This window comes from Pseudomonas sp. ITEM 17296 (assembly GCF_028895205.1).
Taxonomy (GTDB): Bacteria; Pseudomonadota; Gammaproteobacteria; order Pseudomonadales; family Pseudomonadaceae; genus Aquipseudomonas; species Aquipseudomonas kermanshahensis.
On record NZ_WJRS01000004.1, the window covers coordinates 17,685 to 44,020 of the forward strand.

Consider the following 26,336-nt stretch of genomic DNA (forward strand, 5'->3'; position numbering starts at 1 on the left):
AGATCCAAGCTCGCCCATGCGTTGCCTGATGTTCGTTTGCCTACTGATCTGCAGCCTGCCCACGCTCGCCCTCGACCGCTCGCGGGTTGAAGGCTACCTGCTGCCCAACGGCCTGCAGGTCATCCTCAAGAACGGCTATGAACGCGACCACGTGGCCATCCGCCTGGTGGTGGGGGTCGGCCTGGATGACTTCAGTTGCGAGCAGAAAGAGCTGCCGCACTTGCTCGAGCACTTGCTGTTCAGCGGCATCGACGAAACGGGCGAGGGCGGCCTGGAAGAGCGCCTGCAAGCCCTGGGCGGCGAGTGGAATGCCTACACCAGCAGCGCCGATACCACCTTCGTGATCGAAGCGCCGGCGCGCAACCAGCGAAAAGTCCTCGACCTGCTGCTGGCGATAATCCGCGACACCCCGATCGACGCCAAGGCCCTGGCCACGGCGAAAAGAATCATCGAGCGCGAAGATGGCGGCCACTATGGCCACCTGCAGCGCTGGCTCGACCGCCAGGACATCGGCCACCCCGCCAGTGACCAGTTGGCCACCGAGCTGGGCCTCAAGTGCGCCGAGCGCTCGAACATCGACGACATGACCCTGGAACAGGTGCAGGCCCTGCGCGACCGCTGGTACGCGGCCAACAACATGACCCTGATCCTGGTCGGTGGCCTCGACCGCCTGCTGCCGGCCTACCTGGAGCGGACCTTTGGCGAGCTGCCTGCCACCGAACCGGAAGAGCGCCGCAACCTCGAGAGCATCAGCCAGCAGGCCGAACAACGCCGCGACCTGACCCGCGGCTGGCTGGGCGACAGCGTCAAGTTGCACTGGCTGTTCATCGAGCCGGTGCTGGACAACGACCACCAGCCGACCCTCGACCTGCTGTCACGCTACCTGGACTGGGCACTGTACGACCAGTTGCGCCTGCGCAATGGGCTGTCCTACGGCCCATCGGTGCAGCGCGAAAGCTTCGGCGACAGTGGCATGCTCAGCCTTAACGCCGACCTGGAACGCGACGACATCGACAAGGCGGTCAAGGTGATGCAGGGCTTGTTCGACCACCTGCGCAAGGAAGGCCTCGACCCGGATACCTTCGCCCGCATCAAGGACGCCAGCGTTGCCCGGGAAAGCTGGAGTACCCAAGGCAACAGTGCCTTGGCCGACTATTACTGGGGCGCGTTGAACGACTACACCGACGGCCGCTTTGCCAACCCTGCGCGCAAGTTGCGCCAGGTCAGCCTGGCACAGGCCAATGAGGCACTGAAGGAATTGCTCAAGGACCCGGGTTACCTGCGCATCGAGAAACCGCTGCTGGGTTACGACGAGCTGTACGGGCTGCTCGCCCTGCTGCTGGGGCTGATCCTGGCGGCAGGGTTGCTGCGCTGGCGCCGGCACACCCCGCAACCACCGAGCGGTGCTACACGGCAGAAGTGATTCGGCGGTATCCTTTAGCCAGTACCGGCCTGTTCGCGGCCCCGCTCCCACAACGGTAGACATTGCCCCTGTGGGCGCGGGCTTGTCCGCGAAGCGGCCGGCACAGCCACCCTATCTCTCCTGTTGTAGACCCATGCCCCCAATTCCCCGCTTCGTCCAGCGCGTCATCGAACTGCTTAAACGCTACCCCGGCATCATTGCGCTCGGGGGTTTCCTCTCTGGCATCGGCAGCTTCATCCTGGTCGACCGCCAAGCCGGCCTTGCCAGCTGGGTAGCCGTCCTGATGCTGGTCAGTTGGGTCTGGCTGATGCTGGAAAACACCCTTACCGGCCTGTTCGCCCGCACCTTCAACCGCGAAATCCCGCAGCCCTTGCTGCGCTACGCGACGCAGATGATCCACCAGGAAACCCTGTTCTTCGTCCTGCCGTTCTTCTTCATCACCACCACCTGGAACAGCGGCCAGCTGGTGTTTACCGGCTTGCTGGGCGCTGCCGGGCTGATTTCGATCGTCGACCCGCTGTACTACAAGTGGCTGGCCCCACGGCGCTGGCTGTTCCTCGCGCTGCACACCCTGACGTTGTTCGCAGCATTGCTGACCGCGCTGCCCATCATTTTGCACCTGACCACCGCCCAGAGCTTCAAGCTGGCGTTGATCATCGCCATGGCCCTGTCGTTCCCCAGCCTGGCCAGCAGCTTCCCGGTGAACACCTGGCGGCGCGGCGTGGCCCTGGTGCTGGTGACGCTGTCGGTCGGTGCCGGAGGCTGGTTGCTACGCTCCTGGGTACCACCGGCGACGCTGTGGATGACCGAAGTGGCCGTCAGTACCGAAGTGCTCAACCGCCAGCCCGGCGAGTCGCTGGACGAGATCGCTGCCAGCCGCATCAAGAGCAGCGGGTTGTATGCGTACACCTCGATCAACGCACCACGAGGCCTGAACGAGCGGATCTATCACGTGTGGCAAAAGGACGGCACGGAAGTCGACCGTATTGCCCTGGACATCCACGGTGGGCGCAAGGAAGGCTACCGCGCCTGGACCCACAAGCAGAACTTCCCGCCTAACCCGGTGGGCAAATGGCAGGTGAGGGTGCTGACCGAAGACGGGCAGGTGATTGGTGTGCTGCGCTTCAAGGTGGTCGACGACACTGCGACGAAGTGATGGTTGGGGCTTGCCGGGGCGCTGAACCGCTGCGATGGGCCGCAAAGCGGCCCCAAGCGCCCCCACTCAGCACATAATCAACAAACCAGCCCATGCCCTCTGCGCTATGATCAGCCCCTAAGCCTTAGCGCCGAGTCAGTTGCATGGAGCCTATGACCCCCCCCAGTGCCACCCTGGACACCAATCAACACCCCGCCTGCCTGCGCATAACCGGTGATTGGACCCTGGCCCACTACGCCAGCCTCAAGCGCGAAAGCGACCAGTTGCGCACGCAATGCAGCAGCGACACCGTTGCCGACCTCAGCCAACTGGGCCGCCTCGACACCGCCGGCGCCTCGCTGCTGGCCGAACTGCTCGGTTCCGAGCGCCTGTCCCATTGCACCGACAGCCTGCCCGACGCCAGCCGCGCCCTGCTCAAGAACGTCTACTGCTCCGTCCAGGACTACTGCATCCCGGTCAAGGAAGCAGAACGCCCGGTGCTGCTGTTGCTGCTGGAGCGTATCGGCCGTGCCGTCAATACCCTTTGGCAAGACACCCGGCAATTGCTCGGCTTCGTCGGCCTGATTTTGGAAACCCTGCTGCGAAGGGCCTTCCAGCCGCACCGCTGGCGGCTTACCCCGGTGGTCGCTCACATCGAGCAGACCGGCCTGGACGCCGCCCCCATCGTGGCCTTGCTGACCTTCCTGGTAGGCGCGGTGGTGGCGTTTCTTGGCGCCACGGTGCTGGCTGCCTTCGGCGCGACCATCTTTACCGTCGACCTGGTGGCGTTCTCGTTCCTGCGTGAATTCGCCGTGCTGCTGACTGCCATCCTCATGGCCGGCCGCACGGCCAGTGCCTTCACCGCGCAGATCGGCTCGATGAAGGCCAACGAAGAAATCGACGCCATCCGCACCCTGGGCCTGAACCCGATGGAGTTGCTGGTCGTGCCCCGGGTGTTGGCCCTGCTGATCTCGTTGCCACTGCTGACCTTCCTCGCGATGATCTGTGGCATCGTCGGCGGCGCGGTGGTCTGCGCGCTGTCGCTGGATATCTCGCCGGCCATGTTCCTGTCGCTGCTGCAAACCGACATCGGTGTGCAGCACTTCCTCGTCGGCCTCGCCAAGGCGCCGTTTTTTGCCTTCCTGATCGCGGCCATCGGCTGCCTTGAAGGCTTCAAGGTCAGTGGCAGCGCAGAATCCGTAGGGGCACACACCACCTCGGCAGTGGTGCAGTCGATTTTCGTGGTCATCGTGCTGGACGCGGTGGCGGCACTGTTCTTCATGGAGATGGGCTGGTGAGCGGGCGCGAAACAGTCATCGAGGCCCGGGGCATCTGTAACCGCTTCGGCAGCCAGAGCGTGCATGAAAACCTCGACCTGGACCTGTACCGGGGCGAGATCCTGGCCGTGGTCGGCGGCTCGGGTAGCGGCAAATCGGTGCTGCTGCGCAGCATCATTGGCCTGCGCCGGCCCAACGAAGGGCAGATCAAGGTATTCGGCCAAGACCTGGCCGAGCTGCGCGAAGAGCAGCGTTCATTGGTTGAGCGGCGCTTCGGCGTGCTGTTCCAGAAGGGTGCGCTGTTCTCGTCGCTGACCATCACCGAAAACGTCGCCTTGCCGCTGATCGAGCATGCTGGCTTGTCCCGCGCGGATGCCGAGCACCTGGCCGGGGTAAAGCTGGCCCTGGCCGGGCTGCCGATTTCGGCCGCCGACAAATACCCGGCCTCGCTGTCCGGCGGCATGATCAAGCGCGCGGCGCTGGCACGCGCCTTGGCCCTGGACCCGGACATCCTGTTCCTCGATGAACCCACCGCGGGCCTCGACCCGATCGGCGCTGCCGCGTTCGACCAGTTGATCCTGACCCTGCGCGACGCACTGGGCCTCTCGGTGTTCCTCATCACCCACGACCTGGACACCCTCTACACCATCACCGACCGCATCGCGGTGCTGTCGCAGAAGAAGGTGCTGGTGGCCGGCCCCCTGGCCGAGGTCGAGCAAGCCAACGACCCCTGGATTCAAGAATACTTTCACGGCCCCCGCGGGCGTGCAGCCGAACAGGCCGCCGCCCGCCCGAGGCAGGAGCGCTGAACGATGGAAACCCGAGCACATCATGTCCTCATTGGCCTGGTCACCGTCCTGGTGGTGGCCGGTGCCATGCTGTTCGGCCTGTGGCTGACCAAGTCCAGTGTCGACGATGCCTTCAAGGATTACGAAGTGGTGTTCAACGAAGCCGTCTCGGGCCTGTCCCGGGGTAGCCCGGTGCAGTACAACGGCATCAAGGTCGGCGACGTGTCGACCCTGCGCCTGGACCCCAAAGACCCGCGCCGCGTGCTCGCCCGCGTACGGCTGAGCGGCGACACACCGGTCAAGGAAGACACCCAGGCCAAGCTGACCCTGGCCGGGGTCACCGGCAACTCGTTCATCCAGCTCAGCGGCGGCACGCCCCACAGCCCGGAGCTCAAGGGCAAGGACGGCAAGTTGCCCGTGATCATCGCTTCGCCTTCGCCGATCTCACGCCTGCTCAACGACAGCAGCGACCTGGTGACCAACATCAACCTGCTGCTGCACAACGCCAACCAGATGTTCTCTGACGACAACATTGGCCACCTCAGCAGCACCCTGGCCAACCTCGACAAGACCACCAGTGCCTTCGCCGGCCAGAACGGCGGCATTGCCCAGGCCATCGAGCAACTGGTGCAGGTTGGCAAACAGGCCAGCGCCACCCTGGCCGAAACCCAGGCACTGATGCGCAACGCCAACGGCCTGCTCGGCAGCGAAGGCAAGCAAGCCATCGGCAATGCCGGGCAGGCCATGCAGTCGCTGGCCGACAGCACGGCAACCATCAACCAACTGCTCAAGAACAACAGTGAGGCCATTGGCGACGGTGCCCAGGGCCTGAACCAGCTAACCCCCGCAATCCGCGAGCTGCGCGAGACCCTCAACGCACTGAAGGGCATTTCCCGGCAACTGGAGGCCGACCCGAGCGGCTACCTGCTCGGCCGCGACAACAACAAGGAGTTCCAGCCATGAAACCTTCGCTGCGCCTGTTGGCCCTGGCGGCCGCGATGAGCCTGGCCAGTGCCTGCTCGATCCTGCCGCCAAGCGAACCTGTGGACCTCTATCGCCTGCCCGTGAACCAGCCAAGCCGCGTTGCCACGCCGCTGGACTGGTCGCTGCGGCTGAACAAACCGCTGGCCAGCGAAGTGCTGGCCGGCCCCCGGATCACGGTGATTCCACAAGGGGACGTGGTCAGCAGCTACAAGGGCGCACGCTGGAGCGACGCTGTGCCGGTACTGCTGCGCAACCGCTTGCTCGACGGGTTCCAGCGTGACGGCCAGGTGCAGCGCCTGAGCGCCGACGACAGCAACCTGCAGGCTGACTACGAGCTGGCCGGCGAACTGCAGGCGTTTCAGAGCGAGTACCGCCCGGACGGGGCAGTGGAGGTGGTGATTCGTTACGATGCCCGGCTGGTCCAGGGCCGTAGCCAGCGCATCCTGGCCAGCAAACGGTTCGAAATCCGCCGGCCGTTGGCCGACAAGCAGGTCGCGGCTGTCGTCGCAGGCTTCGGCGCGGCCAGCGACCAGCTGGCAGGGCAGGTGGTGGCCTGGACAGTCGCCCAGGCCGCGCAGGCTCAGCCGAAGAACCAGTAGCAGACGAAGATCGCCGCGACCACCCCGGAGAACTCCGCCAGCAGTGCGCAACCGACCGCGTGGCGCACCCGCTGGATGCCCACCGCACCGAAGTACACCGCCAGCACATAGAACGTGGTCTCGGTACTGCCCTGGATGGTCGCTGCGACCAGCGCCGGGAAGCTGTCCACGCCTTGCGTCTGCATGGTCTCGATCAACATCGCCCGCGCGGCACTGCCGGAGAACGGCTTGACCAGCGCGGTGGGCAGGCCTTCAACGAAGCGTGTATCCAGGCCCATCCAGTTCACCGCATGGCGAATGCCATCCAGCGCCAGCTCCAGGGCGCCCGAGGCGCGCAGCACACCCACCGCCACCAGCATGGCCACAAGGTAAGGCAGCAGGTTCTTGGCCACGTCGAAGCCTTCCTTGGCCCCTTCGACAAAGGCTTCGTACACCTTGACCCGCTTCAGCGCGCCGATCACTAGAAACAGCATGATCACGCCAAACAGCGTGAGGTTGCCCAGAAGCGACGACAGGCTCGACAGCGCGGCCGCCGACAAGGTGCCGAGAAAGGCCATGAAGCAGCCCAACAGCAGCGCACCGGGGATCAGATACGCCAGTACCACCGGGTCCCACAAACGCAGGCGCTGCATGACGGCCACCGACAGCAGGCCGACCAGGGTCGACACGCTGGTGGCCAGCAGGATCGGCAGAAACACCATCGTCGGGTCGGCCGCGCCTTGTTGCGCGCGGTACATGAAGATGGTCACCGGCAACAGGGTCAGCGACGACGCGTTGAGTACCAGAAACAGGATCTGCGCGTTGCTCGCGGTGGTGCTGCTGGGGTTCAGCTCCTGCAGCGCCCGCATGGCCTTCAGGCCGATCGGCGTGGCCGCGTTGTCCAGGCCCAGGCCATTGGCGGCGAAGTTCATGGTGATCAGGCCCAGGGCAGGGTGGCCCTTGGGTACCTCTGGCATCAGCCTGGCGAAAAGCGGGCCAAGCACCTTGGCCAGCCATTCGACGATGCCGGCCTTCTCGGCGATTTTCAGAAAGCCCAGCCACAGGGTCAGGGTGCCGAACAGCAGGACCATCACCTCCACCGACAGCTTGGCCATGGCAAAGATGCTCTCGACCATCGCCGCGAAGATGCCGGCGTTACCGCCGATCAGCCATTGGGCCAGGGCGGACACGGCCGCCACCAGGAAAAAGCCGAGCCAAAGGCCGTTGAGCATCCGTGTATTCCCCCTGAAAAATGCCCGAATGATAGCGTATCGAGCTGTTCATTAGCGCCAAACGTAGCCCACCCCCCTGTAGGAGCAGCCTTGTGCTGCGAAGAGGCCGGTGACAACTGTTCTGTTCTCAGCGCCTGCCCCGGCCTCTTCGCAGCACAAGGCTGCTCCTAATAGGCCGGTGTGCTTTACAACAGATAGCAAAAAGCCCCGACAAGTCGGGGCTTTTTGTTCAACGCGTTAGCTTCAGCGTTTGGCGGTCTGGCCAACCACTGCAGCTTCCTGCTTGTCGGCCATCAGCGAAGCGTAGTACTGCTCGCCCTTGGCAGCGTCGTACATGCCTTCCCAGCGTGCGATAACCAGCGCGGCCAGGGCATTGCCGACCACGTTCAGTGCGGTACGGGCCATGTCCATGATGCGGTCGACACCGGCGATGAAGGCCAGGCCTTCCAGCGGGATGCCTACGCTGCCCAGGGTCGCCAGCAGTACCACGAAGGATACGCCCGGTACACCGGCAATGCCTTTGGAGGTGACCATCAGGGTCAGGACCAGCAGCAGCTGCTGGCTCCACGACAGGTCAATGCCGTACAGCTGGGCAATGAAGATTGCCGCGATGCTCTGGTACAGGGTCGAACCATCGAGGTTGAACGAGTAGCCAGTCGGTACCACGAACGAGCAGATCGACTTCGGCGCACCGTACTTCTCCATCTTCTCGATCACCCGTGGCAGCACGGTTTCGGAGCTGGAGGTGGAATAGGCCAGGATCAGCTCATCTTTCATGATGCGCATGATCTTGATCACCGAGAAGCCGAACACGCGCGCCACCAGGCCCAGCACCATGAAGGCGAAGAAGGCGATGGCGAAGTACACCAGCAACACCAGCTTGGCCAGCGGCAGCAGCGAGCTGAAGCCGAAGTTGGCGACGGTGACGGCGATCAGGGCGAATACGCCGATCGGGGCGTAGTTCATGATCATGTGGGTGACCTTGAACATGGTCTCCGACACAGCCTGGAAGGTACGCACCAGCGGGTCGCGCAGTTCTGCCTGCAGGCTCGACAGGCCCAGGCCGAACATTACCGAGAAGAAGATGATCGGCAGCATTTCGCCACGCATCAGCGCTGCGAAGATGTTCGACGGGATCAGGTTCAGCAGGGTTTCGATGAACGCGTGCTCATGCTGCACTTCGGCCGCGGTGGCCTGGTACTTGGAGATGTCCACGGTACCCAGGGTGCTCATGTCGATGCCGGCGCCCGGGTGGAACAGGTTGGCCAACACCAGACCGACGACGATGGCGATGGTGGTCACCACTTCGAAGTAGATGATGGTCTTGAGGCCGATGCTGCCCAGTTTCTTCGCGTCGCCAACTCCGGCGATGCCCACGATCAGCGACGAAATCACGATCGGGACGACGATCATCTTGATCAGGCGAATGAAGATGTCACCAGCGGGCTGGAGGACGTTGCTGATCCACCATGCCTTTTCCGCACTGAAATGATTCAGTAGCGCGCCGATTGCAACGCCCAGGACCAGACCGATAACGATCTGCCAGGCGAGGCTCAGTTTTGCCTTCTTCATGTCTTTACCCTTTGTTCTAGTGGTCATGGGCGTCGAACGAAAACGCGCGTAACAGAGCCGTTGGCAACGTCACGGTGAGCGAAAAAGCTTCCGTCCGGCGACCTCATGTAAGGACACCGCGAGCGAGCGACAGGGCGCTCGGGCCAGCGAAAAGGCGGCAACTATTGCGATGGGGAAGGGGGAAATCTAATGCCGGAAACGCATACCCCATGCCGATACTGCATAACGGTTTACGCTGAAAATGGCATGTCGCAAGTGCTTGATTTATAACGTTCGGAAACCCGAACAAGACCAAAGCGCCATTTTTGGGCCGATATGGCAGTGCATAGGGAGGGGGATGAATGGCTTGTTCGACAATCCGAATGGCCGAAATGACACTTGCGGCAGCGGCATCGAACGGAAAAAAAATGTGATGTACGGTCGAGACAAAATGTGTCCCGAAGCGAAAAACACGCAAGAGGGGCCATTGGACGATGGCATTGATGAAATGGCTGATGGCTCCTCGGAAGTCAGGTCGGTGCGGTGTCCCCGATGACACCCCCGACCTGAGGCTTCCGATTCCGCCTTTCCTGACCCGGCCCAATACTGGAGGCACTCCCTGTACCCCTAGGCCACTCCGATCTTGCAACAATCAGAACAGCCCGGCCCCATGGTCATGTGCTGCCCCTCCTCGGGGCGGCGCATCATAGAAGCCTGAACTATAAAAAGGTTCAGCTTCTATTACGTGACAGTGCGTTACCGTTCATCAGCGCTGACTAAACGCTCAGTACCATTTCGGGTCACGCTTGAGTTGCTCGCGCAACATCGCCTTCATGCCGTCATCCGGCTTACCAAGCCAGCGGTACTGCGCATGACGGGTAGGCGACTTGTCGCTCGGCAAGCCTTCGGGTACCTCCACGAGCATCCCGTAGGCATCGTCCTTGTCCCAACTGAACGCCACGATCAGGCGTTTGTAGGTGCAGTTGTCCGCCGTTTCGCACAGGGGGCCGACCAGGTACTGGTCGCCGTCCTCGGTGACTGCCGACATCTGCTCCTGGGCACTGCCGGTGAGGTTGACTACCCAATCGGGCAGCCGTTCCTCGCCCTTGATCGTGTCCTCCCAGGCTTCCCGGTATTCAGGGTCCGAGCCGAGCAACTGGTCGACCCGGACCTGGCCGTCATTGGCCGCCATCGCCCCTGCACTGCCGCCCAGCAACAAGGCGGCAGCCAGGGCAGTGCAAAGCTTCCTGCTCATCGTCAACCTCGACCACGTCCAAAGAAGAAGGAGGCTACGAACAGGACCAGGAAGACGATGAACAGGATCTTCGCGATACCCGTGGCGGCGCCAGCGATACCACCGAAGCCCAGTACGGCGGCGACAATGGCGATGATGAGGAAAGTGATAGCCCAACTCAGCATGGTGGTTCTCCTTTCTTTTTTGAAATCAATCCGGCCCTAGGGGTCCAGGACAGGCTCAGAACACCCAGCGATCCTGGGGTACGACAGTTTCTACGGTGGCCGGCGAAGCATTGGCCTTAGGCGAAGGCAGCGGGTCAGCCGCCCTGACCAGGGTGCTGGCACGGGTTGCCTGAATCTGCGTCAACAGCGCGGTCTGCGCCGCCACTTGATCCGCCAGACGCGCGGTCTGCCAGCTGTAGTAGAAGAGGCCGGCGGCCAAAGTCATCAGCAGCGCCATGCCGAGAAACAGGAACTGGCGCAAAGGCAGTGCGGCGTTCTGCGAGCGGTTGACGGATTGGCGGTTCATGCCGGCTCCTCCTGCTGTAATTGTTGTTCAAACCTGAACAGGTAATTGCAGCCTGCATGCCAGCCTTTGAATTCAATAAAATTGCTTTAAAATCAGATACTTAAGATAATCACACATGGCACCGAAGGACGTATCCTGCACGATGCCGTCCTTGGCGTCGTGCGAATTGCACGATCAGCCCTCGACCTTGGTCGCGACCTTGAGCAGGTCGGCGTCCACACCACGCACGCCGATGATCTGCCGGGCGATCTCCACGGCGATGGTTTTCTGCTCGCTGCTGACCACCTCTCCCGACAGCCGCACCAGGCCCTCTTGGCTGGCCACCTTGAGGTTCAGGCCATCGAGGTTGCGGCTGAAACGGAAGCTGTTCTGGATCTTGTCGACGATCCAGCTATCGCTGGGTTGCGGCCCGGTCGGGGCACCCACCGGGTTCTCGCGAGCCTTGGCCATGGCGGCGGTGTCCAGGCTGACCAGGTTGTTGACCAGGTGCACGCCGTCGGTGGTCCGCGCCACCACCCCGGCCAGCTCCTTGGCCTCTGCGCTGTCGACCCTGCCGCGAAGCGTCACCACGCCATCGCTGCTTTGCACCTCGATAGGCGCTTTCTCGGTCGTGCGGCTCCACAGCAGCCGTGCCCTGATCACGGCAGCCAACGTTGCATCTTCCAGCCGCTGTGCATAAGCCCGCAATTCCAGCGGGCGCTCCACCAGCTGCGCATTGACCTTCAACTGGTTGTCCACCTTTTCGATACCGCGGGTAGCCAGGGCGACATGCTCGGCCAACTGGCGCTCGACATCGTTCTCGACCTCACCGGTCAGCCGCGCCTGCTGGCCGTCCACCTCGACATCGATGCGAAACGGGTTGAGCATCCTGTTGAGCGATAACGCGGTTTGCAGCGAGCCCTCCAGGCGGGCGTCCTGCACAGGGTCAGCGAATGCCGGGGTCAATACCGGCAGCAAGGTGGCCGCCAACACGGCCAGTCGTGGGGAAAAGGGCATGGCTGTGCCTCCTTTGTTGGCAAAAACAGAAAATAGTCGCAACCAATGTGCCAGCGCGTAGCTCTAAGCAAATCATCGAGATATCGCGGTTTTCGGGCTTACTTTGGCCATTGGCTAGCATGCAAAGGACAGAATCCTTCAGAATTGACCATGCAACTTGCCCGATTTTTCCCACACTAATTGAAGATCTATCCTAAGGAGCGCAGGAAATGGAATCAGCCCAGGACAACCAAGGCCGCATTCTGCTGGTGGATGACGAGTCCGCGATCCTGCGCACCTTCCGCTACTGCCTCGAAGACGAAGGCTATAGCGTGGCCACCGCCAACAGTGCCGCCCAAGCCGAAACCTTGCTGCAACGCCAGGTGTTCGACCTGTGCTTCCTCGACCTGCGCCTGGGCGAGGACAACGGCCTCGACGTGCTGGCGCAGATGCGCATCCAGGCCCCCTGGATGCGGGTGGTGATCGTGACCGCGCATTCGGCGATCGACACCGCGGTGGATGCCATCCAGGCAGGGGCGGCCGATTACTTGGTCAAGCCCTGCAGCCCAGACCAGCTGCGCCTGGCCACCGCCAAACAGCTGGAAGTGCGCCAACTGTCGGCACGCCTCGAAGCCCTTGAAGGCGAGGTGCGCAAACCCAAGGACGGCCTCGACTCGCACAGCCCGGCCATGATGGTGGTGCTGGAAACGGCGCGTCAGGTTGCAACCACCGATGCCAACATCCTCATCCTGGGCGAGTCCGGCACCGGTAAGGGCGAGCTGGCCCGCGCCATTCATGGCTGGAGCAAGCGTGCGCGCAAAGCCTGCGTCACCATCAACTGCCCCTCGCTGAATGCCGAGCTCATGGAAAGCGAGCTGTTCGGCCATACCCGCGGCGCCTTCACCGGTGCCAGCGAGAGCACCCTTGGCCGGGTCAGCCAGGCCGACGGAGGCACGTTGTTCCTGGATGAAATCGGTGATTTCCCACTGACCTTGCAGCCTAAGCTGCTGCGCTTTATCCAGGACAAGGAGTACGAGCGCGTGGGTGACCCGGTCACCCGACGCGCCGATGTGCGCATTCTGGCTGCCACCAACCTCAACCTCGAGGAGATGGTGCGCGAAAGCCGCTTCCGCGAAGACCTGCTGTACCGCCTGAACGTGATCACCTTGCACCTGCCGCCCCTGCGCGAGCGCAGCGAAGACATCCTGACCCTGGCCGACCGTTTTCTGGCCCGCTTCGTCAAGGAATATTCCCGGCCCGCCCGCGGCTTCAGCGACGAAGCCCGTGCAGCCCTGCTCAACTACCGCTGGCCTGGCAACATCCGTGAACTGCGCAACGTGGTCGAACGCGCCAGCATCATCTGCCCGCAGGAGCGCGTCGAGATCAGCCACCTGGGCATGGGCGAACAACCGGCCAGCAACGCACCACGGGTTGGCGCAGCCTTGAGCCTGGATGAACTGGAGCGCGCCCACATCGGCGCGGTGCTGGCTGCCAGCGATACCCTTGACCAGGCCGCCAAAACCCTGGGCATCGATGCCTCGACCCTGTATCGCAAACGTAAGCAGTACAACCTATGAAGTGGCAGATGAAGCTGCGCACGCGGCTTTTCCTCAGCATTTCGGCGCTGGTCACGGTGGCCTTGCTCGGCCTGATGCTGGGCCTGGTGAGCGTGCTGCAGATGGCCTCGGTGCAACAGCAGCTCGTGCGAGACACCACCCACGCCCTGGAAGTGGGGCTTAAATTGCGGCAGAACCTCGGCGAACAGCTGACCCTGATCCTTGACGAGGACACCGCGCCGCAAAGCCTGCAAGTGCTGCAAGACAACTTCCAGTCCCTGCTCAACCAAGGGCTTGAACAAGGCGGCGAACGCACCGGCTTCAGCAAGGCCAGCAGCAATTACCAGACCTTCCTCGAGGCCTACCGCGACAGCCCCGCACCGGCGCGCAGCATGGGTATGGACCAGCCCCTGGGGGCTGCCTTCAACCAAGTGCGCACCGACCTCATCGACGCCCACAAGCAAGCACTGGATCACATTACCCGCAGCGAGGAACATACCCGCGATCGCGCCTTGATGGTCAGCGGCGTCCTTGGCCTGATGGGCTTGGTGATCCTCGTGCTGGGTTTCATCACGGCGCACAACATCGCGCGACGCTTCGGCCAACCGATCGAAGCCTTGGCCAAGGCGGCCGATCAACTCGGCAAGGGCGACTTCGATGTGACGCTGCCAGTCACCCAGGCCATCGAGCTGAACCAGCTGACCCGCCGCTTCGGGCTCATGGCCGACGCCTTGCGCAAGCACCAGGCAACCAACGTCGATGAACTGCTGGCCGGCCAGCAACGCCTGCAGGCCGTGCTCGACAGCATCGACGATGGCCTGCTGATCATTGACCGCCAAGGCCGCCTGGAACACCTCAACCCTGTGGCGCAGCGCCAGCTGGGCTGGAGCGACAGCCGCCTGGGCAACACCCTGGCCGAAGCCTTGCAACGCCCGGAGCTGGAGCAACAGCTACGCCAGGTGCTGCGCGGTGGCAGCCTAGATCGCCCACCCGACGACCTGAACATCGACGTCGATGAAGAAACCCGCCTGCTGACCTACAGCCTGACACCGGTCAGCCACCCCCAGGGGCCGATCCTGGGTGCGGTGATGGTGCTGCACGATGTCACCGAGCAACGGGCCTTCGAGCGCGTACGCAGCGAGTTCGTGCTGCGTGCCTCGCACGAGCTGCGCACCCCGGTCACGGGCATGCACATGGCGTTCGGCCTGCTGCGTGAGCGGGTGAAGTTCCCGCCCGAGGCGCGCGAGTACGACCTGCTCGAGACCATCGGCGAGGAAATGCAGCGGCTGACCCAACTGATCAACGACCTGCTCAATTTCTCCCGCTACCAGAGCGGCCTGCAGAAGCTCGACCTCGCCCCCTGTGCCATCGATGAACTGCTGGAGCGCGCGCAGCTGCGTTTTAACGAGCAGGCCGCGCACAAACAGATCGAGTTGATCAAGGAGCTGGAACTGCCGCTGCCACGTATTCAGGCCGACATCGCCCAGCTCGACCGGGTGCTGGACAACCTGCTGCACAACGCCGTCCGCCATACCCCCAGCGGTGGCCGTATACGGCTTCACGCCAGGCGGCATGCGGAGCGGGTGATCATCAGTGTCGAAGACAATGGCGAGGGTATCGCCTATGGACAGCAAGGGCGCATCTTCGAGCCCTTTGTGCAGGTCGGGCGCAAAAAAGGTGGCGCGGGGCTTGGCCTGGCGTTGTGCAAAGAAATCGTGCAACTGCACGGCGGCAGAATGGGCGTGTTTTCCCGGCCGGGGCAGGGTACTCAGTTCTACATGGCGCTGCCGGTCTGACGACAGGGTTTGCCCTCAAGACTCATCGGTACCCCGCCGCGCCGGCACCGCCCGCCACCCACGGGTCACCAGTTCCGCAAACTGGCGGGCGTTCAACGGCCGGGCGAATAACCAGCCCTGGCCGTAATTGACCCCTTCACTGTTGAGCAACACCGCCTGGTCTTCGCATTCGATGCCTTCGGCAATCACCCGCAGGTGCAGGTCGTGGGCCATGCGGATGATGTGCGGGGCCACACCACTGCTGGCGGCATCGTGCCCCAAGGCATCAATGAAGGCCTTGTCGATCTTCAGGCAGTCCACGGGCAGCGTCTGCAGGTAGGCGAGGCTACAGTAACCCGTGCCAAAATCGTCGATCAATACTTGGTGGCCCACCGCACGCAGGGCCTGCAGGTTGTCGCGCGCTACCACCACGTCGATCAGGCCGCGTTCGGTCACCTCGAAGGCGATCTGGCTGGCCGCCACCCGATGCAAGGCCAGCAGCCGCGCCGCCACCCGGCCAATGCGCGGGACCATCACATCACACGCCGCAAGGTTTACCGAGATATACAGGTTGCGGTGCGAACGCAGCAACTGGCCCAACTGCTCAAGCACCCGCTGCAAGACAAAGTCAGTGATCTGGCGGATCTGCCCGGTATTTTCGGCCAACGGAATGAACAGGTCCGGGCTGGTCAAGGTGCCATCCGGGCGGCGCCAGCGCACCAGGGCCTCGGCACCGACACAACGCCGTGTGTCGAGCTCGATGATTGGCTGGTAAAGCACCTGCAGTTCGCCCCGGCGCAGTGCGTTCTGCAGCTCCGAGCTCATCGAGCGGCGCTGCAGAATCAGCTGCAACACCAGCCAGCCAATGCAGCAGGCGGCCAGCACGCTGCCAGGGAACAGCAGCCAGAGCATGCCGTTCATGCGCAGGGGCAGGCTGGCGCGTGGCGCAATCAGCACCAGTTGGTAATCCGGCGATTTGGTCGGCATGCGGTAGATGAGGCGGTCGCTCAATTCGAGCAGCGACTTGTGGCTGGCCGACCAGGCCGAGGGCGGTGGCCACACCTGCGGCGGGCCTAGTACCGGGATGGCCCGGGTACCGTTGTCCAGCACCACCACCAGGCTGCCACCGGGCGGCAGGTCGACAACATCGGTCAGGTGCCCGCGCGACGTGGACACCACGAAATTGCCACGCCCCAGCATCAGGGCCGCCAGGTTTTCGTCGGGCTCGATCGTGGTGTTCAACCAGTAGCTGTAGGTCGGCCCCTTGATGTCAGGCGCGCGCAGTGGCTCGAAGGCCCGTTCATCCCCCCGGTTGGAACAGGCGACATGGGCATCGACGTACGCGGCTTCATAAATGAAGCGTGAACTCAGGCCCACCTGCTGCAATGCCGCCAGCATCTCTGGGCTGCAGCCGCGCAAGGGCTGTGCCTGCAGGGTGTCGACCCCTTCACGAAGCTGGCCGAATACCTGCTCAAGGCGATCGAGAAAGCGCTCGCCCTGCGCATTCATCTGTTCGCTCTCGCTTTGTTTCATCTGCTGCAGGGCAATACCGATGCTGGCGGTGAGCAACAGTGCGGCGCTGGCCAGTGCTGCCAGTGAGGCCAGCATCCAGGGACGGTAAAAAATTTGGCGCAGCGTGGCGATGAGGGCTGACATCAAGGGCATCCAGTTGATTACCAAGGTATAGCAACTGAATCGAGAATCATCCTCGCCGTTGGGCGATTAACGGGTCAAGGGCTGCTGCGCAGCCCATTCCCCCTGCATCAACGCATGCGGTTGAGCACTTGCAGCATGGCGGCCGTCTGGGCATCGGGCATGCCATCGAAGCGTTGTGGGCGGAAGCGCATCTGGAACGCCGCGATCACATGCCGGGTGGCCACGTCGAGTTCGCCAGTTTGCGCGATGGCATAACCAAACCGCGCCAACTCCTGCTGGTACCAGCTCACGCTCGGCGGGTTGACGCTGAAGAAGGCTTGTTGCCGCGCCACTGCGTTAGGCTCCGGCCAGATACCGATACCCGCGTCGGCCAGGCGCTTCCACGGGAACAACGGGCCTGGGTCGAGCTTGCGCAACGGCGCGATATCGCTGTGGCCAACGATATGCCGGGGGTCGATGTTGTTGCGTTTGACGATGTCTTTGAGCAGCGCGATCAAGGCCTGAACCTGGGCTTCGCTGTAGGGGTGCCAGACTCGGCCATTCGGCGTGTCGGTGAACCCCGGGTTGACGATTTCGATCCCGATCGAGGTCGAATTCAACCAGGTGCGCCCTTGCCATTGGCTATCACCGGCGTGCCAGGCGCGGCGGCTTTCATCCACCAGTTGATAGACCGTGGCCGGGCCATCGCCGATCAGGTAGTGGCTGCTGACCTCGCCATGGGTCAGTAGCGCCAATGAGCGCTCGAGCGAGGCATTGGTGTAGTGCAGGACGACAAACTGGATACGCTCGTCCTGGTTGGCCGACGGGTGGCTGCGGTCGATGCGCAGGCCCGTCGAGCAACCCGCAACAGCAACCAGCAAGCAGGTGAGCAGTGTTTTTTTAACGGTGGAAAGCACGTCGGCGGCCTCAGCGTGAAAGCGCTACAGTATAACGTGCTCTGAATGGCCTGTGCTCGCCGTGAGTCAGTGCCGCCCCTTACCCCTGCTCGACACGGTTGCGCCCCAAGTCCTTGGCACGGTACAGCGCGGTGTCGGCGCGCTTGAGCACCTGGTCACCGCGCTCGCCGGAGCGGAATGCACCCAAGCCAATGGAGGCGGTGATCACCACGCGCTCGCCTTTGAAATGGAACGGGCAGGCTTCGATGGTCGCACGCAGTAGCTCAGCCATCTGTGCGGCCGCGGCGGGTGAAGTCTGCGGGAACAGCAGGACGAATTCCTCACCGCCAAAGCGGGCGATGAAGTCGCGCCCGCGCAGGCGCTTGCGCAGCTGGTCAGCGACGATCTTCAGCACCTTGTCACCCGCCAGGTGCCCATAGTTGTCGTTGATGCGCTTGAAGTGGTCCAGGTCGAGAATCGCCATGGCCAAGTGGCCGCCGTTTTCATGCCAGTCGAGCATCTCGCGTTCCAGGTGCTCGCTCCAGGCCGCGCGATTGGGCAGGCCGGTCAGCGGGTCGAGCAAGGCCTTTTGCCGCTGCTCTTCAAGGTGCTCGCGATAGCCAAGCGCCTCGTGCTCCATGTTCGCCACGCGCTCGGACAGGCCCTGCAGGCGACCGGCAAGTTCCTGCTCGCGGCGATCACGCTCATGCTTGTGCTCGTCCATGGTCACCAGCAAGCCCTCGAGCCGGTTTTCCAGGATGTGCTTGAGGCTGTCCACGTCGGCGGCGCCTTTCACACTGCTCTGCAGCCCATCGACCTGCTGACGCAACTGGGTATCCAGTGCCTCGGCGGCGGTGCTGTTGTCGGCATGCCCGGCACTGGCTTCGTGCAGGTGGCTCTGGAAGCCTTCCAGGCGCTCGTTGAGCTGTTGCAGGTAGGTCTCGAATTCGTGCTGGCCGCTGTCGGTGATCGCCAGCATCAGCACCGCCAAGTCGTCGAGCACCGGGATCAGTTCGTACCAATTCAGCCCCCGCGCCACCCGCTCGCGCATTTCCAGGGCCTGGGCCTTGTGCCGCTCGGGCAGGCTGAGGTCGTCGAGCAGGCCGATCAGGGTCTGCTCGATATGGGCGGCCACTTGGCTGTAGGGCGGCTCTACCGCGTAGGGCAGGGCATAGGGGCCATCTTCACCGAACGTTTCTTCCAGCGTCTGCGGCGGTACGGCCTCTGGCGTGGGTTGGCTGAGGGCTGGCTCTGGCGCTGGCGCCTCATCCGGCACAGGCTCGGGTTGTGGCGCGCTCGGCACGTCTGCGGTTTCGATCAGTGCCGGCCCTTCCAGCTCCGCTACCAAGGCTGGCTCAGCCAGTGCTGGGGGTGCCAAGGGCAGCAGTGCGTCTACATCCTCGGGCTGCGGGTCTTCGGCAACGTGCTGAACGGGGGCGGCAACGGGCGGCGCCACGGCCTCAGCCATTGCCACAACAGGCGCTGCCGCCAGTGCAACCTCTGCTTCGTCGGGCTGCTCGCTGTCACGACCACCAAACAAGCGCTGCAAAAAGCCTGGCCGCTCTTCTTCAGGCTTGCCCAACGCATCCAGCGCGCGACCTTGCAGGCCACTCAGCTCCCCCAGCAACGGGGGCAGCTCACGCGACTGGGCAACCCCGCCGTCGAGTTTTTTCGCCAGTTTTTTCAGCGGCCGCGAAATGTCGCTTGGCAGCGGCAAGCCTTGCAGCTGGGTGACCAGCGCCGTCAGCGCATCGCTGACCTGGTTCATGCGGGTTTCCCGGCGTTGCTCGGAATCCAGCACGGCTTTTTCCAGGCGCGGAATCAGCCCGGCAAGGCCTGCGTCCATGTTGTCGCTGCGGATGACCTCGCGCATTTCCTTCATGCACTGGTCCACCACCTTGTCACTGCCTTCGGCAGCCAGGGTGCTGCGCACCAGCCCACGACGCAACAGGTCGAGACGCGCGTCCCAACGGCGTTCAAGCTTCTCTTGCTGCTCGATGCTCTTAAGGTATTTCTCTTTCCAGCGCTCAGCGTCGTCAGTCATGCCCGGGCCCGCAAACGGTGATGGCAATTAGCTCAAAACCGGCAGCGTATCCACAGTCAATGCATCAGGCAATCGAATCTCGACGGCAACGGGAAGGTGATCGGAAATTGGCTGCGCCAACACCTCGACGCGCTCAAGGGTGAGGCTTGGGCTGAGCAGGATATGGTCCAGGCAACGCTGCGGTCGCCAACTGGGGAAGGTGGCCTCGACTTGCGGGGCGACCAGGCCCAGGTCGCGCAGGGGGGAATGCTCCAGCAGGTCGGTGGCATGGGTGTTCATGTCACCCATCAACACCTGATGGCGGTAGCCGCCAATCAGCTCGCGAATGTAGCCAAGCTGCAGGGCGCGGGTTTTGGCGCCGAGCGCCAGGTGCATCATCACCACGATCAGCGCATCTTCACCCTCGCCGAAGCGCACCAGAATGGCACCGCGGCCGGCCGGGCCGGGCAGGGGGTGGTCTTCAAGGTGTTGCGGCTTGAGGCGGCTGAGCACGCCGTTGCTGTGCTGGGCGAAGCGCCCGAGGTTACGGTTGAGCTGCTGGTACCAGTAAGGGAAGGCACCCAGTTGGGCCAGGTGTTCGACCTGGTTGATGTAGCCCGAACGCAGGCTGCCGCCATCGGCTTCCTGCAAGGCCACCAGGTCGAAGTCACTGAGCAGCTTGCCGATTTTTTGCAGGTTGCTGGCACGCCCGGTGTGCGGCAGCAGGTGCTGCCAGCTGCGGGTCAGGTAATGCCGGTAGCGCTCAGTGCTGATGCCGACCTGAATATTGAAACTGAGCAGCCGCAGGCGCCCATCCTCTGGCAGGCCGGGCGCCTGCAGGTGATGTTCGTTGACCTGCGGCTGGTGCAGGCCAATGCCACGCGTGCTTCGGAAGCGGGGCATGGGTACGCCGCTTACTTAGCGGCGCGCTCCTTGGCGATCAGCTGGTCGGCAACATTCAGCACGCCCTCTGGCCCGCCTGCGGTGCCCAGGTCGAAGCGGTACTTGCCGTTGACGACCATGCTCGGTACGCCGGTGATTTCGTACTTCTTCGCCAGTTCCTTGGCCTGGTTGACCTGGCCTTTGATGGCGAAGGAGTTGAAGGTGGCGAGGAATTTGTCCTTGTCCACGCCTTGGGTGGCGAGGAAGTCGGCCATGTCCTGAGGGTCGGTCAGGCGCTTTTTCTGGTTCTGGATGGCGTCGAAGACAGCGGCATGCACCTTGTGCTCGACGCCCATGGCTTCGAGGGTCAGGAACATCTGGCCGTGAGCGTCCCACGGGCCACCGAACATGGCCGGTACGCGCTTGAAGTTGACGTCTTTCGGCAGTTTTTCAGCCCACGGGTTGATTACCGGCTCGAAGTGGTAGCAGTGAGGGCAGCCGTACCAGAACAGCTCGACCACTTCGATCTTGCCAGGCACGGAAACCGGAACAGGGTTGCTCAGCTCGAGATATTCCTTGCCGGCAAGAGGCTCGGCGGCCTGTACGGCGGTCATACCGAATACGCTGGCGGCGACCAGCGCAGCGCTGAGAATCAGTTTACGCATGCTTTACTCCTGAGCATTCATGGGTCGCCTCGACGCGACCTGTGTTGAGACAGGCCGGGCCAGGCCCGAGTTCTGTAGTGTAACGGCTGCGGACGTAAAAAAGGGCGGTCCGGCCGCCCTTTCATCTTTGGCTTACAACATTAACCGAATGTTAATACGCCAGCTTCTTCGCGGGTTTGCCCGCGAAGAACTCGCCATTTACCTCAGTGCAGGCCCTGGATGTAGCTGGCCAACGCTTCGATATCGTGGTTGCTCAGCTTGCCCGCGATGGTACGCATGGTCATGGCATCGCCATCGTTGGTACGCACGCCTTCACGGAACTCGGTCAGTTGCTTGGTCACGTATTGCGAGTGCTGCCCGCTCAGGTGCGGGAAGCCGGCCAGGGCGATACCTGCGCCGTTCGGTGAGTGGCAGCCGGTACAGGCTGGCATGCCTTTTTCCAGGTCGCCGCCATTGAACAAGGCGCGGCCGCGTTCGACGAGCTTGGGGTCGGCCGCCCCGACGCTACCTTTTTGGCTGGCGAAGTACGCCGCGATATCGGCCAGGTCCTGGTCACTGAAGGCCGCCAGCATGCCGGTCATCTCCAGCACGGTGCGCTTGCCGGACTTGATATCGTGCAGTTGTTTTTCGAGGTAACGCTGGCCCTGGCCTGCCAGTTTCGGGAAGTTCGGTGCCAGGCTATTGCCGTCGGGGTTGTGGCAGGCACCACAGACGGCCGTCTTGGCCTGGCCGGCGGCGGCATCGCCTTTGATAGGTTCCGCAGCAATGGCCGCACCTGCGACACCCATGGTCAACAGCAGACTCACGACTAGTTTGTTCATCAGCTAATCCAACACGGCTAAGGGTGAAATGTTATGTATCGGGACTGCCGCTCATCCAAAGGATGACCAAACGGTAGTCCTCGGCACTGCAGTCCATGCACAATCCACGCGGCGGCATAGCCTTGAAACCCTGGGTCACATGCCTCACGAGTACATCCACACCTTGCGCCAGCCTTGGCTCCCAAGCTGCCCGTTCACCCCGCTGGGGGGCCTGTGGCAACTGACCGGCGTGACAGGCCGCACACGTGCGGTTGTACAACACCTCGGGATCCTGTGTAGCCTGTGCGCTGAAAAACGGCAGGAACATACCGACAGCAAGCAGCCATTTCGCCATGCGGAACGACCTTCAGGGTTGGGGGCCGCGCTGCGTTCTGATGCGCGAGCTATTGTTCGACACCCCATGCTCGCTCTCCTTCGCTGGGAGAATGAGCACACAAAAACTGGGGCATTATATACTTCCGCCATCCAAACGGAAACGACACCGCTTGCCAGGCTCGAGCCTTCAGAGTCAGGCAACACCCACATCGGATATCCCATGCAAGTCAAGAACCCCATCCTCGGCCTCTGCCAGAAAGCCACATTCGCCCTCAGCGCAGCCAAGGTCGAACAATGCCCGGACGACCAGGGTTACGAGGTGGCTTTCGCCGGCCGTTCCAACGCCGGCAAATCCAGCGCCCTCAATACCCTGACTCATGCCAGCCTGGCGCGTACCTCGAAAACCCCGGGGCGCACCCAGCTGTTGAATTTCTTCAGTCTGGACGATGAACGGCGTTTGGTCGACCTGCCGGGCTACGGTTATGCAAAAGTACCGATTCCACTCAAGCAGCACTGGCAGCGCCACCTGGAAGCCTACCTGGGCAGCCGTGAGTGCCTGCGCGGTGTAATTCTGATGATGGACGTGCGCCATCCGATGACCGACTTCGACAAGATGATGCTCGACTGGGCCAAGGCCAGCGGCATGCCGATGCACATCCTGCTGACCAAGGCCGACAAACTCACCCACGGCGCCGGTAAGAACACCTTGCTCAAGGTGCAGTCGGAGATCCGCAAGGGCTGGGGCGACGCAGTGACCATCCAGCTGTTCTCGGCACCGAAGCGCCTGGGGCTGGACGAAGCCTACCGCGTGCTAGCGGACTGGATGGAGCTGGAAGACAAGCCCGTCGCCTGAAGAAGCGCTTGTAGGAGCGGCCTTGTGTCGCGATGGGGTGCGCAGCAGCCCCGGCAATATTTGCTAAGAAGCTGGAATCCTGGGGCCGCTGCGCGGCCCTATCGCGACACAAGGCCGCTCCTACAGGGGGTGGGCAGTGCTTGAGGTCAAATTCCGGGCAAAAAAAACCCCGGACTTCGTATGGGGAGGGGGAAGTTCGGGGTCCAAGTCCGGACCGCTAGGGCGGGGTCCAGATATCTGCCAACACTTAACACAACATAGGAGCATCGAAGGGCTTCACCAGCCATTCAGTTACTCTGAGTTCCGCTTCACCGGTTTAGTTCCGAAGCCCTGAAAACTATTTGCGATAGTTTCATGAAACTCCAGCACTAATGGCATCTAGCCATGCCAGGATCCGCGTCACCACGTCGCAGATCCTACACAGCTTTGTCGGCTCAATCAGTGAGCTTCGTCCCAATTCGCGCCAATGCCTGCCTCCACCAGCAACGGTACATCCAGTTGCGCGGCACGGCTCATGTGCAGACGAATTTCATCTTTTACCTGCTCGACCAGCTCCTCACGCACCTCCAGCACCAATTCGTCGTGCACCTGCAGGATCACGCGGGCATCCAGGCCGCTCTCGGTCAGCCAGTTGTCCACATTGACCATCGCCCGCTTGATGATATCGGCAGCCGTACCCTGCATCGGTGCGTTGATCGCCGTCCGCTCAGCGCCTTTGCGCAGGGCCGGGTTCTTGGCGTTGATGTCTGGCAGGTACAGGCGACGGCCGAAGAGCGTTTCGACAAAGCCTTGCTCGGCGGCCTGGGCGCGGGTGCGCTCCATGTAGGCCAGTACGCCCGGGTAGCGGGCGAAGTAGCGGTCGATGTAGTCCTGGGACTGCTTGCGGTCGACGCCGATCTGCTTGGCCAGGCCAAAGGCGCTCATGCCGTAGATCAGGCCGAAGTTGATGGCCTTGGCGCTGCGGCGCTGGTCGGTGGTTACCGCCTCAAGCGGCACGCCGAACACTTCAGCTGCAGTGGCGCGGTGCACGTCGAGGTTGTTGCGGAAGGCGTGCAGCAAACCTTCGTCCTTGGCCAGGTGAGCCATGATGCGCAGCTCGATCTGCGAATAGTCCGCCGCCAGCAGCTTGTAGCCAGGGCTGGCCACGAAGGCCTGGCGGATACGCCGCCCTTCGGCGGTGCGAATCGGGATGTTCTGCAGGTTCGGGTCGCTCGATGACAGGCGCCCGGTGGCCGCCACCGCCTGTTGGTAAGAGGTGTGAATGCGCCCGGTGCGTGGGTTGATCTGCCCTGGCAGTTTGTCGGTGTAGGTGCTCTTGAGCTTGCTCAGGCTGCGGTACTGCATCAGTACCTCAGGCAGCGGGTAGCCTTGCTCGGCCAGTTCGTCGAGTACCGCCTCGGCGGTAGACGGCTGGCCCTTGGCGGTCTTGCTCAGCACCGGCATGCCCAGTTTGTCATAGAGGATCGCACCCAACTGCTTGGGCGAGCCCAGGTTGAATGTCTCGCCAGCCAGTTCGTAGGCGCGGCGCTCCAGTTCGGCCATCTTCACGCCCAGTTCGCCGCTCTGCACGTGCAGCAGCTCGGCATCCACCAGCGCACCCTGGCGCTCGATCTTGGCCAGCACCGGCACCAGCGGCATCTCGATGTCCATCAACACCGGCTGCACGCTTGGGGTTTTGGCCAGGCGCGCCTGCAGCGCCTGGTGCAGGCGCAGGGTGATGTCGGCGTCCTCGGCGGCGTACGGGCCGGCCTTGTCCAACGGGATCTGGTTGAAGGTCAGCTGTTTCGCGCCCTTGCCGGCAATCTGCTCGAAGGTGATGGTGGTGTGGTCGAGGTACTTCTGCGCCAGGCTGTCCATGTCGTGGCGGGTGGCCGTGGAGTCCAGCACATAGGACTCGAGCATGGTGTCGTAGGCCACGCCGCGCATGTGGATAGCCGGGGCGCCATTGGCCAGGATGTTGATATCGTACTTGGCGTTTTGCCCGACCTTGGCTTTGGCTGCGTCTTCGAGCAGGGGTTTGAGCGCCAGCAGCACAGCCTCGCGGTCCAGCTGAACCGGCGCGCCTTCGTAGTCATGGGTCAGCGGCACATAGGCGGCTTCGAACGGCTCGACCGCGAACGACAGGCCGACCAGTTGCGCCTGCTGCGCGTCCAGGCCGGTGGTTTCGGTGTCGAACGCAAACAGCGGGGCCTGGCGCAGTTTGTCCAGCCAGGCGTCGAAACGGGCCTGGTCGAGGACCGTCTCGTACTTCGGTTCGACCTTGGCCGCCGGTGCCGCTTCTTCAGGCACGGCCACGGTTGCCCCGGCCCTGGCAGCTTCACGCTGAACGTCGGCGACCCAGCTCTTGAACTCCATCTCGGTGTACAACGCCAGCAGCGCATCGCGGTCTGGCTCGCCGCAGACCAGCGCCTCGACTTCGATATCCAGCGGCACATCGATCTTGATGGTGGCCAGCTCATAGGACAGGAACGCCGCCTCACGGTGTTCCTCAAGCTTGGCCGGCAAGGTCTTGGCGCCACGGATGCTCAGGCTCGGGACCTTGTCGAGGTTGTCGTAGACATCACGCAGGCCGCCACCGATACCGGTCAGCAGGCCGGCAGCGGTCTTCTCGCCCACACCCGGCACGCCCGGAATGTTGTCGACCTTGTCGCCCATCAGGGCCAGGAAATCGATGATGTGCTCGGGGCCGACGCCGAACTTTTCGTGCACGCCGGCAACATCCATCACGCTACCGGTCATGGTGTTGACCAAGGTGACGTGGCCGTCCACCAACTGCGCCATGTCCTTGTCACCAGTCGAAATGATCACCGGCCGGCCTTGCGCCGCGCTGCTGCGCGCCAGGGTTCCGATCACATCGTCGGCCTCCACGCCTTCGACGCATAGCAAGGGGTAGCCCAAGGCCTTGACGCTGGCATGCAGGGGTTCGATCTGCACCCGCAGGTCATCGGGCATGCTCGGGCGGTTGGCCTTGTACTCGGCGAACATCGCATCGCGGAAGGTACCGCCCTTGGCGTCGAACACCACTGCGAACAGGCTGTCAGGGTATTGCTTGCGCAGGCTCTTGAGCATGTTCAGCACACCCTTGACCGCGCCGGTAGGCATGCCTTTGGAGGTGGTCAGCGGCGGCAATGCGTGGAAAGCGCGGTAGAGGTAGGAGGAACCGTCCACCAGGACGAGGGGCGCTTGGCTCATGAGCAGAATCAACCT

The 26,336-nt window shown here is 62.9% G+C and carries 23 protein-coding genes; 9 read left to right on the forward strand and 14 right to left on the reverse strand.

All coding sequences use genetic code 11. The features are described 5' to 3' along the window. The first annotated feature begins 16 nt into the window (after positions 1 to 16). The 6 genes from GIB19_RS06045 (at position 17) to GIB19_RS06070 (ending at position 6,206) form a co-directional block, all read left to right on the forward strand. Entirely contained in the window at positions 17 to 1,423 is a 1,407-nt protein-coding gene (locus GIB19_RS06045) for a M16 family metallopeptidase (protein ID WP_238209786.1), read from the forward strand. 133 nt (positions 1,424 to 1,556) lie between these two features. Next, a complete protein-coding gene (locus GIB19_RS06050; protein ID WP_238209788.1) occupies positions 1,557 to 2,579 on the forward strand; it encodes a DUF5924 family protein in 1,023 nt (340 codons plus the stop codon). Between the two features lie 143 nt (positions 2,580 to 2,722). Continuing rightward, positions 2,723 to 3,856, forward strand: a complete 1,134-nt coding sequence (locus tag GIB19_RS06055; RefSeq protein WP_027591957.1) for an ABC transporter permease — start codon at positions 2,723 to 2,725, stop codon at positions 3,854 to 3,856. Then, entirely contained in the window at positions 3,853 to 4,644 is a 792-nt protein-coding gene (locus GIB19_RS06060) for an ABC transporter ATP-binding protein (protein WP_027591958.1), read from the forward strand. The genes GIB19_RS06055 and GIB19_RS06060 overlap by 4 nt, the downstream gene beginning before the upstream one ends. 3 nt (positions 4,645 to 4,647) lie before the next feature. After that, positions 4,648 to 5,586, forward strand: coding sequence for an MlaD family protein (locus GIB19_RS06065; protein ID WP_027591959.1), 939 nt, complete (start codon positions 4,648 to 4,650; stop codon positions 5,584 to 5,586). Beyond that, positions 5,583 to 6,206 (forward strand): ABC-type transport auxiliary lipoprotein family protein, encoded by a 624-nt coding sequence (locus GIB19_RS06070; RefSeq protein ID WP_027591960.1) that lies wholly within the window; start codon positions 5,583 to 5,585, stop codon positions 6,204 to 6,206. The genes GIB19_RS06065 and GIB19_RS06070 overlap by 4 nt, the downstream gene beginning before the upstream one ends. Here GIB19_RS06070 and GIB19_RS06075 read toward each other — a convergent pair. The 6 genes from GIB19_RS06075 to GIB19_RS06100 form a co-directional block, all read right to left on the reverse strand. Next, a complete protein-coding gene (locus tag GIB19_RS06075; protein ID WP_027591961.1) occupies positions 6,188 to 7,417 on the reverse strand; it encodes a nucleoside recognition domain-containing protein in 1,230 nt (409 codons plus the stop codon). The genes GIB19_RS06070 and GIB19_RS06075 overlap by 19 nt on opposite strands. A gap of 243 nt (positions 7,418 to 7,660) precedes the next feature. Next, the gene (gene gltP / locus GIB19_RS06080; RefSeq protein WP_027591962.1) at positions 7,661 to 8,989 is read right to left on the reverse strand and encodes a glutamate/aspartate:proton symporter GltP; all 1,329 of its coding nucleotides are present in this window, start codon (positions 8,987 to 8,989) and stop codon (positions 7,661 to 7,663) included. A gap of 763 nt (positions 8,990 to 9,752) precedes the next feature. Next, positions 9,753 to 10,223 (reverse strand): inhibitor of vertebrate lysozyme family protein, encoded by a 471-nt coding sequence (locus GIB19_RS06085; protein ID WP_027591963.1) that lies wholly within the window; start codon positions 10,221 to 10,223, stop codon positions 9,753 to 9,755. A gap of 2 nt (positions 10,224 to 10,225) precedes the next feature. Next, positions 10,226 to 10,387 carry a DUF1328 domain-containing protein gene (locus GIB19_RS06090; RefSeq protein ID WP_003252966.1) on the reverse strand — a complete coding sequence of 54 codons (162 nt, stop codon included), beginning with the start codon at positions 10,385 to 10,387 and terminating at the stop codon, positions 10,226 to 10,228. Between the two features lie 55 nt (positions 10,388 to 10,442). Beyond that, complete coding sequence (locus GIB19_RS06095; RefSeq protein ID WP_085272104.1) at positions 10,443 to 10,733, reverse strand: hypothetical protein; 291 nt, start codon at positions 10,731 to 10,733, stop codon at positions 10,443 to 10,445. Between the two features lie 174 nt (positions 10,734 to 10,907). Next, positions 10,908 to 11,729: a BON domain-containing protein gene (locus GIB19_RS06100; protein WP_027591965.1), complete on the reverse strand. Its 822-nt coding sequence runs from the start codon at positions 11,727 to 11,729 to the stop codon at positions 10,908 to 10,910. 209 nt (positions 11,730 to 11,938) lie between these two features. Between GIB19_RS06100 and algB the strand changes: the two genes are divergently transcribed. Together algB and GIB19_RS06110 are read left to right on the forward strand one after the other, a co-directional pair. Further along, the gene (gene algB / locus GIB19_RS06105; protein WP_274884329.1) at positions 11,939 to 13,285 is read left to right on the forward strand and encodes a sigma-54-dependent response regulator transcription factor AlgB; all 1,347 of its coding nucleotides are present in this window, start codon (positions 11,939 to 11,941) and stop codon (positions 13,283 to 13,285) included. Continuing rightward, positions 13,282 to 15,060: a KinB sensor domain-containing domain gene (locus tag GIB19_RS06110; RefSeq protein WP_099428016.1), complete on the forward strand. Its 1,779-nt coding sequence runs from the start codon at positions 13,282 to 13,284 to the stop codon at positions 15,058 to 15,060. The genes algB and GIB19_RS06110 overlap by 4 nt, the downstream gene beginning before the upstream one ends. Before the next feature lie 15 nt (positions 15,061 to 15,075). Here GIB19_RS06110 and GIB19_RS06115 read toward each other — a convergent pair whose 3' ends face one another. The 7 genes from GIB19_RS06115 to GIB19_RS06145 all read right to left on the reverse strand — a co-directional run bounded on the left by GIB19_RS06115 (position 15,076) and on the right by GIB19_RS06145 (position 22,295). Next, a complete protein-coding gene (locus GIB19_RS06115) occupies positions 15,076 to 16,695 on the reverse strand; it encodes an EAL domain-containing protein (protein ID WP_099428015.1) in 1,620 nt (539 codons plus the stop codon). Between the two features lie 107 nt (positions 16,696 to 16,802). Then, positions 16,803 to 17,591 carry an N-acetylmuramoyl-L-alanine amidase gene (locus tag GIB19_RS06120; protein WP_027591969.1) on the reverse strand — a complete coding sequence of 263 codons (789 nt, stop codon included), beginning with the start codon at positions 17,589 to 17,591 and terminating at the stop codon, positions 16,803 to 16,805. 79 nt (positions 17,592 to 17,670) lie between these two features. Beyond that, entirely contained in the window at positions 17,671 to 19,614 is a 1,944-nt protein-coding gene (locus GIB19_RS06125; protein WP_274884332.1) for a GGDEF domain-containing protein, read from the reverse strand. A 27-nt stretch (positions 19,615 to 19,641) separates the two neighbouring features. Continuing rightward, positions 19,642 to 20,496 carry an endonuclease/exonuclease/phosphatase family protein gene (locus GIB19_RS06130; protein ID WP_027591971.1) on the reverse strand — a complete coding sequence of 285 codons (855 nt, stop codon included), beginning with the start codon at positions 20,494 to 20,496 and terminating at the stop codon, positions 19,642 to 19,644. Between the two features lie 11 nt (positions 20,497 to 20,507). After that, positions 20,508 to 21,140, reverse strand: coding sequence for a thiol:disulfide interchange protein DsbA (dsbA, locus tag GIB19_RS06135; protein ID WP_274884335.1), 633 nt, complete (start codon positions 21,138 to 21,140; stop codon positions 20,508 to 20,510). 203 nt (positions 21,141 to 21,343) lie between these two features. Continuing rightward, positions 21,344 to 21,961, reverse strand: coding sequence for a c-type cytochrome (locus GIB19_RS06140; RefSeq protein WP_085272106.1), 618 nt, complete (start codon positions 21,959 to 21,961; stop codon positions 21,344 to 21,346). Positions 21,962 to 21,992: 31 nt separating this feature from the next. Further along, positions 21,993 to 22,295: a c-type cytochrome gene (locus tag GIB19_RS06145; protein ID WP_274884336.1), complete on the reverse strand. Its 303-nt coding sequence runs from the start codon at positions 22,293 to 22,295 to the stop codon at positions 21,993 to 21,995. 201 nt (positions 22,296 to 22,496) lie between these two features. Here GIB19_RS06145 and yihA point away from each other — a divergent pair, with 201 nt between their 5' ends. Continuing rightward, the gene (gene yihA / locus GIB19_RS06150) at positions 22,497 to 23,129 is read left to right on the forward strand and encodes a ribosome biogenesis GTP-binding protein YihA/YsxC (RefSeq protein WP_099428013.1); all 633 of its coding nucleotides are present in this window, start codon (positions 22,497 to 22,499) and stop codon (positions 23,127 to 23,129) included. 438 nt (positions 23,130 to 23,567) lie between these two features. On the opposite strand, the gene polA is transcribed toward yihA, so the two are convergent. Next, entirely contained in the window at positions 23,568 to 26,321 is a 2,754-nt protein-coding gene (gene polA / locus GIB19_RS06155) for a DNA polymerase I (RefSeq protein ID WP_099428012.1), read from the reverse strand. Between the last annotated feature and the right edge of the window lie 15 nt (positions 26,322 to 26,336).

Excerpts from the sequence above, each read along its gene's own strand:
- GIB19_RS06045 (WP_238209786.1), top strand. The coding sequence starts at position 17 with ATGCGTTGCCTGATGTTCGTTTGCCTACTGATCTGCAGCCTGCCCACG.
- GIB19_RS06050 (WP_238209788.1), top strand. The coding sequence starts at position 1,557 with ATGCCCCCAATTCCCCGCTTCGTCCAGCGCGTCATCGAACTGCTTAAA.
- GIB19_RS06055 (WP_027591957.1), top strand. The coding sequence starts at position 2,723 with ATGGAGCCTATGACCCCCCCCAGTGCCACCCTGGACACCAATCAACAC.
- GIB19_RS06065 (WP_027591959.1), top strand. The coding sequence starts at position 4,648 with ATGGAAACCCGAGCACATCATGTCCTCATTGGCCTGGTCACCGTCCTG.
- GIB19_RS06070 (WP_027591960.1), top strand. The coding sequence starts at position 5,583 with ATGAAACCTTCGCTGCGCCTGTTGGCCCTGGCGGCCGCGATGAGCCTG.
- GIB19_RS06075 (WP_027591961.1), bottom strand. The coding sequence starts at position 7,417 with ATGCTCAACGGCCTTTGGCTCGGCTTTTTCCTGGTGGCGGCCGTGTCC.
- gltP (WP_027591962.1), bottom strand. The coding sequence starts at position 8,989 with ATGAAGAAGGCAAAACTGAGCCTCGCCTGGCAGATCGTTATCGGTCTG.
- GIB19_RS06085 (WP_027591963.1), bottom strand. The coding sequence starts at position 10,223 with ATGAGCAGGAAGCTTTGCACTGCCCTGGCTGCCGCCTTGTTGCTGGGC.
- GIB19_RS06090 (WP_003252966.1), bottom strand. The coding sequence starts at position 10,387 with ATGCTGAGTTGGGCTATCACTTTCCTCATCATCGCCATTGTCGCCGCC.
- GIB19_RS06095 (WP_085272104.1), bottom strand. The coding sequence starts at position 10,733 with ATGAACCGCCAATCCGTCAACCGCTCGCAGAACGCCGCACTGCCTTTG.
- GIB19_RS06100 (WP_027591965.1), bottom strand. The coding sequence starts at position 11,729 with ATGCCCTTTTCCCCACGACTGGCCGTGTTGGCGGCCACCTTGCTGCCG.
- algB (WP_274884329.1), top strand. The coding sequence starts at position 11,939 with ATGGAATCAGCCCAGGACAACCAAGGCCGCATTCTGCTGGTGGATGAC.
- GIB19_RS06110 (WP_099428016.1), top strand. The coding sequence starts at position 13,282 with ATGAAGTGGCAGATGAAGCTGCGCACGCGGCTTTTCCTCAGCATTTCG.
- GIB19_RS06115 (WP_099428015.1), bottom strand. The coding sequence starts at position 16,695 with ATGTCAGCCCTCATCGCCACGCTGCGCCAAATTTTTTACCGTCCCTGG.
- GIB19_RS06125 (WP_274884332.1), bottom strand. The coding sequence starts at position 19,614 with ATGACTGACGACGCTGAGCGCTGGAAAGAGAAATACCTTAAGAGCATC.
- GIB19_RS06130 (WP_027591971.1), bottom strand. The coding sequence starts at position 20,496 with ATGCCCCGCTTCCGAAGCACGCGTGGCATTGGCCTGCACCAGCCGCAG.
- dsbA (WP_274884335.1), bottom strand. The coding sequence starts at position 21,140 with ATGCGTAAACTGATTCTCAGCGCTGCGCTGGTCGCCGCCAGCGTATTC.
- GIB19_RS06140 (WP_085272106.1), bottom strand. The coding sequence starts at position 21,961 with ATGAACAAACTAGTCGTGAGTCTGCTGTTGACCATGGGTGTCGCAGGT.
- GIB19_RS06145 (WP_274884336.1), bottom strand. The coding sequence starts at position 22,295 with ATGGCGAAATGGCTGCTTGCTGTCGGTATGTTCCTGCCGTTTTTCAGC.
- yihA (WP_099428013.1), top strand. The coding sequence starts at position 22,497 with ATGCAAGTCAAGAACCCCATCCTCGGCCTCTGCCAGAAAGCCACATTC.
- polA (WP_099428012.1), bottom strand. The coding sequence starts at position 26,321 with ATGAGCCAAGCGCCCCTCGTCCTGGTGGACGGTTCCTCCTACCTCTAC.